Genomic DNA, 12,862 nt, shown 5'->3' with positions numbered 1-12,862 from the left:
TCTACGAGACCACGGTGATCAGGCTCGACGGTTCGTCGGGCAGAAAGCCGTCGCCGGCCACAGCCTCCCGCTCAGCATCCTCATCAGCATCGTCATCATCACTCCGCTCATCGTCCCGCTCGTTGTCCGGCTCGTCATCTGCCAGGGCCTTCGGCCATTCGACCGTGTCGGCCGGAGGGAACGTCGCGGAGGAGCCCAGCACGTCGGAGTCGTGCGGAGACGCCGTCGCGCTGCGTCCCGGCGCGCTGCGCAGAAAACTCGTCGTGCACCAGGTGAGATCGTGGCCAACACTCTCGGCCTCAACCTCAATGGTCGTGCCCTTGCGCACGTCAGTCTCCCACTGGCGAATTCGGATGCGGCCGCTCACGATCACGTGCTCACCCTTGTGCACCGAATTCTTCACGTTGTGGGCGAGATGACGAAAGGTGGAGACGCTGTACCAGTTGGTGTCGGCATCCACCCACGCGTTCTGGGTGCGATCGAATCGGCGCTGCCCGGAGGCGAGCCGAAACGAGGTGATGGCAAGTCCGCTGGTTGTGACCATGTGTGTCGGAGTCGTTCCGACGATTCCTGTCAACGTGATCGTGTCGCTCATTTCTTCTCCCGGCACGGAATGGCGTGGGTGACAGGCGACGGCCCGGCACACACGACCCGAGGCGACCACTCGTGCCAGGTTTTGCCACACCCGGGTCGTGCATCTCCGAGTGTGCGATCACCGCATCCGGTAGATCGAAATGATCGGCGATCCGTGAACAACCTGGCGCCGCGGTCAGTGTGCAGAGCGGCTGCAACACGGTGGGGATGCGCTGTCCTAAAGTGTTGCCATGACCTTTGCCGCCGATGATGACCGCTATTCCACAATGAACTACCGCCGCACGGGGCGAAGCGGGCTGAAACTGCCCGCTCTGTCGCTCGGACTGTGGCATAACTTCGGGCATGAACGCCCGATCGACACCCAACGGGCGATTCTGCGCCGTGCCTTCGACCTCGGCGTGACCCACTTCGACCTCGCCAACAACTACGGACCCCCTCCCGGCGCCGCCGAGACGAACTTCGGCAAGATCTTCGCCGAGGACTTCCGTCCGTACCGCGATGAGATGATCATCTCCAGCAAGGCCGGCTACGACATGTGGCCGGGACCGTATGGCGAGTGGGGATCCCGCAAGACCCTGCTCTCGTCGCTCGATGCTAGCCTCGGACGGCTCGGACTCGACTACGTCGACATCTTCTACTCCCACCGACCCGACCCGAACACGCCGATCGAAGAGACTATGGGCGCCTTGGCGACCGCGGTGCAGCAGGGTAAGGCCCTCTACGTCGGCATCTCGAACTATTCCCCGGCCCAGACCCGCGCTGCCTATGCCGCGCTGGCCGAGCACAAGGTGCCGCTGCTGATCCACCAGCCTCGTTACTCGATGTTCGACCGCCAGAGCGAAGACGGTCTGTTCAACACGATCGACGAGCTGGGAATGGGAAGCATCGTCTTCTCCCCGCTGGCGCAGGGTTTGCTCACCGACCGCTACCTCGACGGTGCCGTTCCGTCCGGTTCACGCATCGCGACGAGCCACTTCCTCGACAAGTCAGCCCTGTCGGAAAGCTACCTGGCACGGGCCAACGCGTTGAACGCGATCGCGGCATCCCGCAACCAGTCGCTCGCTCAGCTTGCGATCACCTGGATCTTGCGCCAGCCCGCTGTGACGAGCGTGCTCGTCGGCGCTTCGAGCGTTCGCCAGCTGGAGCAGAACATCGCAGCGCTCGACGCCCCGGCGTTGACCGAAGGTGAGATTGCCGCCATCGAGCCTCACGCTGTGCACGGCACCTCACTGGATTAGCGGTTGGGCTACGTCTTTGCGCTCGTAGCCTCTTTGCTGTTCGGCCTCAACGGAAGCACCACCAAGGTCATCGTTGAGGCCGGACTCAGTCCGGCGCAGCTCACCTTTGCCCGCGTGACGATCATCGCCGTCCTCGCGGGAGTCGCGCTGCTCCTGACCAATCGGAGCGCGTTCCGGATCAACCGACGGCAACTACTCGCGCTTGCGACTCTGGGAATTGCCGGCGTCGCGCTCATTCAGTGGTTCTATGCCGTCGCGATCAGTCTTCTACCGGTCGGCATCGCCTTGATGCTCGAGTACTCCGGTGTGCTCCTGGTTGCCCTTGCCGCGCGTTTCATCTTCAAAGAGCGGGTGAAGGCCCGCATCTGGGTGGCGATCGCTGCGGTGCTCGTCGGAATGGCCGTCGTCGCGCAGGTCTGGGCGAGCCCGCTTTCTGCACTCGGCGTCGTGGCCGGACTTCTCGCCGCCCTCTGCCTCGCCGTCTATTTTCTGGTGGGCGAACGCCAGGTCGCATCCGCAACACCCCTCGCCGTCTCGTTCTGGTCGATGCTGTTCGCCAGCGCGTTCTGGTTGCTTTTCAGCAGCTGGTGGCTTATCGACCCGGGAGTGCTGGCCGCGCCGACCGCATTAGGCGGAAACCTCGACTCCATCACGGTGCCCCTCTGGGGAGTCGTGCTCTGGAATGGTGTCGTCGGCTCGTTCCTTCCCTATCTGCTGTCGTACCTGGCGCTTGCCCGGTTGACCGCTACGGCGGCCGGTATTGTCTCGGCGTCCGAAGTCATTTTCGCCTTCGGATTCGCGTTTCTGTGGCTCGGTGAAACTCTCGACGGCGTGCAGTTTCTGGGGGTTCTGCTGGTGCTCGCTGGCATCGTGGTGGCTCAAACAGCCCGCGCCGGCAAGACGATCGATCTTGACCTGGCCCGCCGCGATGTGACGGTGACGAAGCTGCGCTGAACCTGCCGACCCGGATGTCAGTGGCCACGCCTAGCGTGACATTCACACGACACTCGGCCGCTGACGTTCGGAGTAACCATGGTTTCATCGCCCACCCTGGCGCGCACGAGCACCATCACCCTCGTTCCCATTCGCGCGGGTCTCTGGCGAGTGACGCATCGATCAGGATCCGTTCTCGGCCACATCGAGCGGCGCAGCGACCCCCGCGGTGACAGCTTTACCGCCCGCCGGCTCACCGCTGCGAGTCGCGCTATCGAGGTGGGAACGTTCTGGCGTCTCGATGACGCCGCAGACTGCTTTCGCTGATCCGGTTCTGAACACCAGCGGATGTGGCACGCCGCAGGGGCTCCCCCCGAATAGGTATGAGCACCGGTAAAGTGCGGCACATGTACTGGTGGAATAGTTTCTATGCCTGGTTGACCGATGTCAGCACTGAGCCCGTTTTCTTCAGCACAGTGCTGTTCGTTCTTGCGATCATTCTTGCCGGGGTTCTCTCGGCCTGGATCTCGCGAGCGACGCTCAAAAGCTTGATCGCCCAGCGCGATCGCGAGCAGAAAGTCGCAGCGATCGGCGCTCTCGTCGACGCAGCGACCGAAGCGTCGGTGTGGAACTCCCTGACTCCACAGGAGCAGGTCTTGGCTGACCGGGCCGTCGGCCAGGCAGACATCCAGGTGCGCCTTCTGCCGATCAAGGGCGCGGCGGTCGCCGCGGACTGGGCTGCGCATCAGCTCGCCGAGCTCAAGCGCACCTCGGCAACTTTCGGCTACCAGCTTGAGCCGGCGGTTCACGAGTTCCGTGACCGCCTCGTCGAGTGGCAGAACAAGCCGGGCAAGTCGCGCAAGGTGTTTCAGGCGGATCTCACCCGGTGGGGTACCCAAAGCGTTACCCCGGAGAGCGCGCTGGTTGCCGAGCAAGACGCGTGGGTTGCGAAGCAGCACCACAGCCAGTTCTCGACCGATGAGTCTTCGTCGGCGTCGCGACCATTCGCATCTCCTGCGACCACGTCAACCGAGGCGCTTCAGCTTCTGGACGACGTGAAGGCGCTCGATGTGCGATCGGCTCCGTCTGAACCGTTGCCGGTCAACCCCGCGTAGCCTTCGGACTCGGTTGTCGCGCTGAGCCTTCGGGCTCAGCGCCACCACGTGTCGAACAGCGACGCCGGCACCTGGCGCTTGTGTTCGGTCGCCAGGAACCGAGCCTCCAAGGCTTCTGCGACAGCATCATCGACCGGTCGGCCTTCGAGGTAATCGTCGATGTCTTCGTAGCGAAGCCCGAGGTTCGCTTCGTCGGTCTGTCCGGGATTGTCATCGAGCAGATCAGCGGTCGGCAGCTTGAGGTAGAGGCGCTCCGGAGCGCCAAGCTCGACGAGCAGCGCCCGTCCTTGGCGTTTCGTGAGGCCCGACAGCGGAAGTACGTCGGTTCCGCCGTCGCCGTATTTGGTGAAGAAGCCCGTGACAGCCTCGGCGGCATGGTCGGTTCCCACCACGAGAAGACCGTTCTGGCCGGCTACCGCGTATTGGGCGATCATCCGCGACCGCGCCTTCACGTTTCCCTTGGTGAAGTCAGTCATCGGCTCTGCGACACTGTCGGCGTATTCCGCTTCGAACCCCTCAACCGCACGCTGAATGTTGAAGGTGATCGTCGACTTCGGCTGGATGAAATCCAGAGCGAGCACGGCGTCGTCTTCGTCGTGCTGCACCGCAAAGGGAAGTCGAATCGCCACGAATGTGGTCGGCCGACCAGATGCCTCAAGTTCTTCGACGGCGAGCTGGCACAGGCGTCCGGCGAGGCTCGAATCCTGGCCTCCGCTGATGCCGAGTACAAAGCCTGACGCGCCGGTGCGCAACAGGTAGTCCTTCAGAAAACCGACCCGTCGGCGTACCTCGGCGGCCGGATCAATCTGGGGTGAAACGTGCAGTTCCGCGATGATTCGCGCCTGAAGATCTCGCATGGCTCACAATCTACCGGAGGTGCGACAGGAACGATCGGTATGGACGCCCGAGGTGAGCACTCTCCCTGCGAGTTTCGACATGCCGCTGCATTCGAACCTTCACCTGGCGGCGTAGTAGTCTCGACTGGTCGCCCCCGTAGCTCAGGGGATAGAGCAGGAGCCTTCTAATCTCTTGGTCGCAGGTTCGAATCCTGCCGGGGGCACACACATAAGACAAGCCATCGCGGTGCTTCTAATCTCTTGGTCGCAGGTTCGAATCCTGCCGGGGGCACACAAAATTCCCACTGCACAGCCGCATGGCTCTCGCGGTGCTTCTCATCTCTTGGTCGCAGGTTCGAATCCTGCCGGGGGCACATTGGGTAGCCGGTGGTCGAGGAGCGTGCGAGCGCAGCGAGCCCGCGTCTCGAGACCTCCGCCGGCCAATCCCCAGACGCAACCCAGGTTCAGAGATCGGCCCGCGTGGTTTCGAGACGCGGCCTACTCCGTCGGCTGCTCCACAGCCACGGAAATGGTCTCGTGCCAAAGTAGTCGCAGCCGACTTCGTCTTGCGCTTTTCACTCAGCGAGTGGGACACTTGACCCACTTGAGCGGCACGGTCGGAAATCGAACGACGCTCGGGTTTGACCTGCCGCGGAAGACAGGCAAAGCTATGCGGGCAGCATCACCCCCGCAATTGTCACGATGGAGTGTCATGAAATCGGTTCGACGTCCTGCCGTAGCACTAGCCAGCATGTCCATCCTGGTGCTGATCCAGGCGATTGCTGATCCCACGGGCCTACTCGCCCTGGTCGGTTTGTCGGGAGCAGAGCTGCGCTTCGACCGGGGCATGTGGCCGCTCGCCCCGTACCTTGTGTTCGTGCCGGTGTTGTTCGCCGTCACCTGGTGGGTCGCGGTTCGAGCGGGCGAACGTTTTTGGACGCTGACGGCCGGCGTCGTGCTCGCCGTCTTGCTCGCGCAGGGCGCCGCCTGCTTCTTCATGACTTGGGACCTCGCGTCCGCGGGGTGGGCAGCCGGATTCGTGGCCGCGAAGGCCGTACCCGCCGCGCTTATTGTCGCCGCCTTCACCCGCTGGCTCGGCGGCCCGACGACACGCACGTCGCTCACGCCCGGATCGGTTTGGGCACCTGCCAGTCTCTTCGCCGCGGTCACGCCATTGATCGCGGGTCTGTGGTGGACAGGTGCGGCCTATGCGCCGGGCATCCCCGTTGCCCGCCCCGACCGCGGCATCGTGTCGATGGTCATCGCCATGATTCTCATCGCCGGGGCCACAGCCTTGTGCCTGCGCTGGATGCGCTCACGTGTTCCCGGAGTGCTCGGTGGATGGCTGGCGGCTGTTGTGGCCGGTGGTGTCGTGGGCCTGGTGCAAGGGCTCATCGGGCTCACCGTCGACGGCGGCTTCACCGGCGACATCTGGCCGCTGATGGTCACCTACGTCGCCGTCGCCGACGGTCTCGCCTTCGGTGCCTGCGCCGGCTGGATAGTCGGTCTGGGCGCCGTTGTCGCAGACCGACTCCTCGCGGAGCGTTCGATCCGGACCCGGCAGCTTGCCACCGCGGCCGCCGTCGTCCTGGCGCTGGGCGCGGCCATTGGCATTCCGTCAACCGGAATCGCTTCTGCCGCGTCGACGGATGCCGCCGGCGCTGAATCTACGCCACCCGCGGGCATCCTGCGCGCCGAAGGATCGATCATCACCGACGGCAACGGTAACCAGGTGCTGCTGCGCGGTGTCAACGTGAACCAGCTCGTGGACTTCTATCAGGCGCGCCCCGATGTGCCGGCGACCCGGCCGCTGACGGAGCAGGATTTCGCTGACATGGCAGCGCAAGGATTCACCGTCGCGCGACTCAACCTCTCGTGGTCGGCGCTCGAACCGGAACGGGGCACACTCGACCCGGAATACCTCGGCAAGATCACCGACGCGGTCGACTGGGCGAAAAAGCACGGCATCTACACCGTGCTCGACATGCACCAGGACGGTTGGTGGAACGGGCCGTGGGAAGAGGGAACCACCTGTCGGCCAGGGACAGACCCGATGTGGGGATATGACGGAGCCCCCGAGTGGGCGACGATCACCGACGGAGCGCCGCGTTGCCAATTCACCGGGCGCGACATCTCGCCGGCCGGCAACCGGGCGTTCCAGCATTTCTACTTCGACACCGACGGCATCCAGACCGCGCTCGCCGAGACCTGGGGCAAGCTTGCCGCGCAGTTCAGCGACGAGCCGATGGTTGCCGGATTCGACTTGCTCAACGAGCCCGGTTTCGGTGAAACCGCCCCGGTCACGACATCGGTGCAACTCGGACGGTTCTACGACCGGGCGATCACGGAGATCCGTGCTGCGGGCGCGCCGCAGATTGTGTTCGTGGAGCCGAGCATCCTCTGGTCAGGACTCGGATTCGACGCCGGCCCGACGCCCGGGTTCACCAGCGATCGCAACATCGCCTTCTCGCCGCATATGTATGCCGAGTCGATCACCATGGACCGTGACCTCGGGATTCCCCCGATCGTGGCGCTGGAACGTCAGTTCACTCTCGCGCAGCGGGTCGCCGACGAGTACAGCGCCCCACTCTGGTCGGGCGAATACGGCTATTGGGGTGAGGATGCGGATGTTCTCGCACGCATGAACCGCTACGCCATCGCCGAGGATGCCCACCGGCTGGGCAGCGCCTATTGGGTGTGGAAGCAGGCATGCGGCGACCCGCAGAACGGCATCGGGCCCGTTGGAAACGCCCTCATGATGCAAGACTGCGCCACCGGAGGCGACGGTCCCCCGAAAGCCGACCTGCTCCGGATCCTGAGTCGCGCATATCCGCAGTCGGCGCCCGGTGTTCTCACCTCGCTTGCCGGGCACGAGGCGGACCTGACGCTCGCCGGCAGCACGGCGAAGCGCAGTTGCGGACTGACCGTGTGGATCCCCGGCGAGGCGCAGCCCGTCGTCGCCACCGAGGGAATCACGAACGTTGAAACGGTCGCGGTTCCCGGCGGTTGGAACGTGACGGGCTGCGCCGACGGCGACTACACGCTGACGACGCGCGAGTAGACCCGAGCAGCCAACGCCGGTCCGGCTACCCCCAACTGCGCACGTCGTTGCGGGTGCGGTAGTCGGGCCAGGGCAATTCGATCGGCGGCTCGAAATCGGCCGCCAGCAGGGCCGGCATCGGGTCGGCCGCGACGCGCGCGTCGAACTCGGCACGTGCATCCGCAACGAGCCCAGGCTTCGTGAGCAGGTCGATGAAGGTGCCGGCGATCGTCTTACCGGCCACGTCGATCGTTGGGTCGATCGTGGCGGGGATTCCACCGAGGGCGTTCATCACCCAGCCGGGGTAGGCGCCGGCACCGGCGGGCGACTTCAGCGCCGGACGTGACACGTAGAAACGCACGGTCGGCGCGTAGTGCGTCATCTCGACGTAGTCGTCGCTCGTCCAGTTGTGCTGCCACGGAGCCAGATGTTGGCGCAACGCCTCCTCGGCGTCCTGCGGCGTGATGAGCTGCTCGCACTCGTCAAGAAACGGCTTCTCCATCACCTCGATACTGAGGTTTCGCTGAATCTCCTGCGCGACGCCGATCGCCTCTGGCCCATAACTCGGAGCGCCGACGGCGGCCAGGTTGTCGTAAAGCACGGTGGCCATGACGTGGTTCGTGCGGCCGGGCCGACTACGCGCCACCCAGGTGACATCGACCGCGCAGTGCGCGATCTGCGCGGCATGCTCAGCGTTGCGGTCGAGAACGGCCAGAACGTGCTCAGCCATCTCAACGTTGGGGGTGCGCCAGGAGTACTGGATGCGCGCCACCCGGGCGGGAAGATTGTCGGCAGTCGCTTGGCCGTCGAGCAGGATGGCGTCACTCAGGCTCCAGCCGCCGAAGCTCGGCAGCATGGCATCCTGCATGATGCGCGACGACGTGTACATCGACATGAGCGCCACGTTGGCGCCCGGCGCGCGAGCCGCCGAGTGCGACGCGGGAATCGGCGAGTTGGGGTTGGCCGACAGCTGCCACGATTCCGGCTCATCGCAGACGAAGGTATACACCTTGCTGTAGTAGGCCCCGCACTGGGTGTCCCAGCGCGCGGTGTTGCAGAGCGGCAGCATGTAGAAGGGGTGGAAGCTGACGATGGCATCCACGTTGTCGTAGTATCCGCGCAGCCCGTGCACCACCTTCGAGCCGTGCATCTTCTCGGCCGGCTCCCCCGTGTACTTGAGGGTTCCGGCGATATCGTGCTGCTCCATCGCATGCTTGGTCGCCAACAGGCCGGCCAAGGTGGAGATCCCGAGCGCCGAGTGCGGGTCGGTGTGTCCAGGGGCAAACCGGCTCATGCCCTCCCGACTGTCTTCGGTGACGGATGCCGACTGGTTGTTTCCGGGAACGGCGTCGTACTCGGCATATGTCAGCAGGGTGGGTCCACCAGTGCAGTGCGTCCATTCGGCGCTGAACGCCGTCGGCATACCGGCCGACCCTGCTTCGACTGTGAACCCCTCGGCGGTGAGCCGCTCCACGTACCATTCGGCCGAGCGGAATTCACGCCAGGCCGGCTCGGCGAGTTCCCAGATGTGGGTGTGCCATTCCGAGAGTCGCGGCATATTCTCATCGACCCAGCGTGCGGCGGTTCCTTTGGCGACGGCATCGAGTGTGTGGTCGAGGGTGTGGGTGTTGAGCAATGTTCTCTCCATCATGAGGTCGCAGAAAAGAGGTGGAGCGGCACGTGCACCAGGTTCAGGCCGGTCGAGGCGATCGCTCGGGCGACGGTGTTGCTGAGCTCGCTCGGGTCGGTTACCCGATGCCCGGTTCCGCCGAAGGCGTCGGCCAGCGCCGCCCAGTCGGGTTGGGTGAGCACCACGCCGACCGGTTCAATGCCCCGGTCGCGCTCGTTTTGATTGATCTCCGCGTAGCCGCCATTGTCGACGCACACGACGGTGAGATCGAGCCGCTGTTCGACCGCGGTCACCAACTCTTGGACCGCGAACATCAGCGCGCCATCGCCGATGACGCAGACGACCGGACGGTCGGGACTCGCCACCTTCGCGCCGATCGACGACGGCAGTCCGTAACCGAGCGTCGCGTAGGCCGGCGTGTAAAGAAACGAGTGCGGGGCATCCTGCCGCACGACACTGGACATGCCGAAATAGGTGATCTGCGACGAGTCGCCGCCCACGATGGCGTCGGCCGGCAGCACGTCGGCGATGGCCGACGCGACCGCGAAGAGGGCGGGCGAAATCTCGCGTGCCTCGGCGATGGCTTCGGCACGCACGCTGACCAGAGCATTGGCGCGTGCCGAGGAGTATGTGGTCCCGAGGCTCTCCGTGTCGTCAGTCCCCGCAGCGCCAACGCGATCAGCGTCGACTCGCCCAGCACGCAACCCTTCGAGCAGCTGAGCGACAACAGCACTACTGTCCCCCACGAGTCCGATGTCACTGCACACGTTCTTCTGCACCTGGGTGGCAAGAATGTCGATGCGGATGACAATCCCGGCCGGCTGAACAACGCCGCCCCAAAGTTCCGCCTCGCCCAGCTTCGAACCAACGATGAGCACGGCATCCGAGTCATTGATGACCTTCTGCACCGAGGGAAGGCGAATTTCGGAGGCGAGCGAGAGCGGGTGGTTCTCCGGCACGGCGGCTTTGCCGTTGAGAGTGGTGACGACGGGCGCATCCAGGAGTTCTGCGAGTGCGGTCAGCTGCGCAGCCGCTCGGAGCGACCCACCCCCGGCCACAATCACGGGCCGCTCTGCGCTGTCGAGAGCGGCAATCGCCTGCTGCAGATCGGCGTACACGGCGCCGGCCGCGGCCCGAATCTCGTGCGCGGCGAGCATCGACGGTGGGCAGTCGCTCTGTCCCTCCAAGATGTTCAGCGGAACCTCGATGTGCACGGGGCGCGGGCGCCCATAGCGGAACATGGTGAATGCGTCGTGCACAGCTTGCACCGCCTCGGTTGCGCTGTGCACGCGCCGACTCCACTCGACAATTGCACCGGCGGCACCGGTCGGATCTTTGGTTTCGTGCAGCGCACCGTTGTCGGCGAACTCACCGCCCTCCGCCACACCGGGCGAGAGGATGATCAGCGGTCGCGATTCGCAGTACGCGGTGCCGGCTGCCGACAGCGCGTTCAACAAGCCGGGCCCCGACGTGGTGATCACCACACCGGGAAGCCCGGTCTGCTGCGCCCAGCCGTCAGCGCCGTACCCGGCGCCCTGCTCGTGCCGCGAGGTGACCGGATGAATGCCCAATGCGGTCAGCGGACGATAGAACTCGAGGTTGTGAGTTCCGGGGATGCCGAAGATCGTGTCGACGCCGTAGTTGCGCAGCACCGTCATCACGGCCAGCCCGGCGTTGTCGAGTTCGACCCCTGCGGCGAGGGCTGTTTCTGCCGATTCTTCCGAGTAGTTCACGGGATCCCTTGTCTCTACTTAGCGGTGTAGTGGCACACGCCATCTACCCAGGTTTGCGCTACCGCGATGGTCGAAATTTCGTCGACGGCGCACTCGAAGAGGTCGCGTTCCAGCACAGCGAAGTCGGCACGCTTGCCCACCTCAATACTGCCGATCTCCGCCTCCCGGCCGAGGGTGTGCGCCGCGTTGATGGTGTGGGCGCGAAGCGCGAGTTCGCGGGTAATGGCCAGGTCATCACCGCCCAATTGGTTGCCACGACGGGTGACGCGACTCACGGCAGCCTGAATCGCCTCCAACGGACGCGGATCGGCGACCGGCGCATCCGAACTGATCGTCACGTGCACGCCGGCCGCAGCGAACTCACCGAGCGGGTTGAAGCGCTCGCCGGGCGTTCCGATGGCCTGTTCGACGCCCTCGCCCCAGTTGAAGTGGTGTTGCGGCTGGTTGACCGGGTGGATGCCGGCCGCCGCCATGCGCGCGATCTGCTCGGGCGTCGGCAGCCCGCAGTGCTCGATGCGGTGACGGGCGTCAGCCGACGGATTCTCGGCGAGGGCCGCCTCCAGCGAGCTGATGACCATCTCGATCGCGGTGGGCGATTGGGCGTGTGTCGCCGTCTGCAGCCCCACCGCGTGAGCCCGGCTGATCAGCGCCTGGTATTCGGCGGGTTCGTGATAGAGCTGTCCGGTGCGACACGGGTCACCCACGTATCCGTCGGGAAAGTATGCCGTCCAGCCGCCGAGTGTGCCGTCCGCGTAGAACTTGATGCCGGCGAAGCTGAGGTGCGAGTTTCCGAACGCACCGTGGAGTCCGGTGTCGATGGCCTCATCGAGCAGGTGCGAGAGCAGATACATCGAGATACGCGTTTTGAGCTGATTCTGTTCCGCCAAGCGCAGGTACATGTCGAACTCGCGCTTGGTCACTTGCGCGTCACCGATCGTCGTGACGCCGCCCTGCAAGAAATTCTCTTGCGCGACGCTGAGCTGACGCACGTGCTCTTCGGGTGCATCACCGAGGTGAAAGTTGGGGCCATGGTGACCGATTTTCACCCCCTGCACGCCGGTCAGGATGTTGCAGGCGGCATCCGAGAGCTCACCGGTCAACTCACCGTCGGCGTCGCGGAAGAACTCGCCACCCTTCGGGTTGGGGGTGTCCCGGGTGATTCCGCTGGCGTCAAGGGTGAACGTGTTCACGACACCGCCGTGACCCGACGCATTCATCAGATACACCTCACGATCGGTCGCCACGAGATCGAGCTCGCTGCGGAGCGGATGCCGCTTCTCGGCCAGGTTGCGTTGCTCGTAGCCGTAGCCGCGCACCGGAAGGCCATTCGGAATGCGGGCGGCCGCCTCGGTGAGCAGCGCCACGATCTCGGGGATGCTCGATGCCTTCTCCGGGCCGCAATCGACCCAGCTCATCATCTGACCGAGCATGAGCGGGTGGGCATGGGCGTCGATGAATCCCGGGACCACGATCTGGTCTCCGAAGTCGGTGATCACCGGCGCCGTCGGCGAGATCGCCGCTGCTGCAGTTCGGCATTCGTCAAGGGTGCCCACCCTCGCGATTTGACCGGCGAAGATCAAAAAGGCATTGGCAACGGTGTTCTCGGCGTCGAGAGTGTGCACGGCGCGGGAGGTCACAATCCGCGGAAAGTAGTCGGTGAAAGCTGTTTCGAATGTGGCGAGTTTCCGCATGGGAGTACTCCAAACGTCGGGTCGAAGAAATGAAAGGAAATGGTCGATGGGC

General features: G+C 64.7%; 10 protein-coding genes and 1 tRNA gene. 6 read left to right on the top strand and 5 right to left on the bottom strand.

The annotated features are described in order from the left end of the window. Position 1: 1 nt before the first annotated feature. A complete protein-coding gene (locus tag AC1DCF_RS15215; protein ID WP_477211771.1) occupies positions 2-595 on the bottom strand; it encodes a single-stranded DNA-binding protein in 594 nt (197 codons plus the stop codon). 229 nt (positions 596-824) lie between these two features. Between AC1DCF_RS15215 and AC1DCF_RS15210 the strand changes: the two genes are divergently transcribed. The 4 genes from AC1DCF_RS15210 (at position 825) to AC1DCF_RS15195 (ending at position 3,880) form a co-directional block, all read left to right on the top strand. Further along, positions 825-1,832: an aldo/keto reductase gene (locus AC1DCF_RS15210; protein WP_477211770.1), complete on the top strand. Its 1,008-nt coding sequence runs from the start codon at positions 825-827 to the stop codon at positions 1,830-1,832. Positions 1,833-1,835: 3 nt separating this feature from the next. Continuing rightward, positions 1,836-2,786 (top strand): DMT family transporter, encoded by a 951-nt coding sequence (locus AC1DCF_RS15205; protein ID WP_477211769.1) that lies wholly within the window; start codon positions 1,836-1,838, stop codon positions 2,784-2,786. Between the two features lie 78 nt (positions 2,787-2,864). After that, positions 2,865-3,092: a hypothetical protein gene (locus AC1DCF_RS15200; protein ID WP_477211768.1), complete on the top strand. Its 228-nt coding sequence runs from the start codon at positions 2,865-2,867 to the stop codon at positions 3,090-3,092. A gap of 80 nt (positions 3,093-3,172) precedes the next feature. Beyond that, on the top strand, positions 3,173-3,880 hold the full coding sequence (locus AC1DCF_RS15195) for a hypothetical protein (RefSeq protein ID WP_477211767.1): 708 nt from the start codon (positions 3,173-3,175) through the stop codon (positions 3,878-3,880). A 35-nt stretch (positions 3,881-3,915) separates the two neighbouring features. Here the strand turns inward: AC1DCF_RS15195 and nadE are convergent, their stop codons facing one another. Next, entirely contained in the window at positions 3,916-4,737 is an 822-nt protein-coding gene (nadE, locus tag AC1DCF_RS15190) for an ammonia-dependent NAD(+) synthetase (protein ID WP_477211766.1), read from the bottom strand. Positions 4,738-4,867: 130 nt separating this feature from the next. Here nadE and AC1DCF_RS15185 point away from each other — a divergent pair. Both AC1DCF_RS15185 and AC1DCF_RS15180 read left to right on the top strand, forming a co-directional pair. Beyond that, a tRNA-Arg gene (locus AC1DCF_RS15185) sits at positions 4,868-4,940 on the top strand. A gap of 527 nt (positions 4,941-5,467) precedes the next feature. Then, on the top strand, positions 5,468-7,777 hold the full coding sequence (locus AC1DCF_RS15180) for a cellulase family glycosylhydrolase (RefSeq protein ID WP_477211765.1): 2,310 nt from the start codon (positions 5,468-5,470) through the stop codon (positions 7,775-7,777). Between the two features lie 25 nt (positions 7,778-7,802). On the opposite strand, the gene AC1DCF_RS15175 is transcribed toward AC1DCF_RS15180, so the two are convergent. The 3 genes from AC1DCF_RS15175 to AC1DCF_RS15165 form a co-directional block, all read right to left on the bottom strand. Then, positions 7,803-9,392 carry a zinc-binding metallopeptidase family protein gene (locus AC1DCF_RS15175; RefSeq protein ID WP_477211764.1) on the bottom strand — a complete coding sequence of 530 codons (1,590 nt, stop codon included), beginning with the start codon at positions 9,390-9,392 and terminating at the stop codon, positions 7,803-7,805. A gap of 11 nt (positions 9,393-9,403) precedes the next feature. Then, complete coding sequence (locus tag AC1DCF_RS15170) at positions 9,404-11,044, bottom strand: thiamine pyrophosphate-binding protein (RefSeq protein ID WP_477211936.1); 1,641 nt, start codon at positions 11,042-11,044, stop codon at positions 9,404-9,406. 89 nt (positions 11,045-11,133) lie between these two features. After that, positions 11,134-12,810, bottom strand: a complete 1,677-nt coding sequence (locus AC1DCF_RS15165) for an amidohydrolase (protein ID WP_477211763.1) — start codon at positions 12,808-12,810, stop codon at positions 11,134-11,136. Positions 12,811-12,862: the final 52 nt, after the last annotated feature.

This window comes from Leifsonia sp. 10L418, assembly GCF_056395445.1.
Note: the sequence above shows the minus strand (reverse complement) of the source record. Positions and strands in the feature narration are given on the sequence as shown.

What these genes read in the sequence shown, in the direction of transcription:
- AC1DCF_RS15215 (WP_477211771.1), bottom strand. Translation starts at nt 595, where the DNA reads ATGAGCGACACGATCACGTTGACAGGAATCGTCGGAACGACTCCGACA.
- AC1DCF_RS15210 (WP_477211770.1), top strand. Translation starts at nt 825, where the DNA reads ATGACCTTTGCCGCCGATGATGACCGCTATTCCACAATGAACTACCGC.
- AC1DCF_RS15200 (WP_477211768.1), top strand. Translation starts at nt 2,865, where the DNA reads ATGGTTTCATCGCCCACCCTGGCGCGCACGAGCACCATCACCCTCGTT.
- AC1DCF_RS15195 (WP_477211767.1), top strand. Translation starts at nt 3,173, where the DNA reads ATGTACTGGTGGAATAGTTTCTATGCCTGGTTGACCGATGTCAGCACT.
- nadE (WP_477211766.1), bottom strand. Translation starts at nt 4,737, where the DNA reads ATGCGAGATCTTCAGGCGCGAATCATCGCGGAACTGCACGTTTCACCC.
- AC1DCF_RS15180 (WP_477211765.1), top strand. Translation starts at nt 5,468, where the DNA reads ATGTCCATCCTGGTGCTGATCCAGGCGATTGCTGATCCCACGGGCCTA.
- AC1DCF_RS15170 (WP_477211936.1), bottom strand. Translation starts at nt 11,044, where the DNA reads ATGACGGTGCTGCGCAACTACGGCGTCGACACGATCTTCGGCATCCCC.
- AC1DCF_RS15165 (WP_477211763.1), bottom strand. Translation starts at nt 12,810, where the DNA reads ATGCGGAAACTCGCCACATTCGAAACAGCTTTCACCGACTACTTTCCG.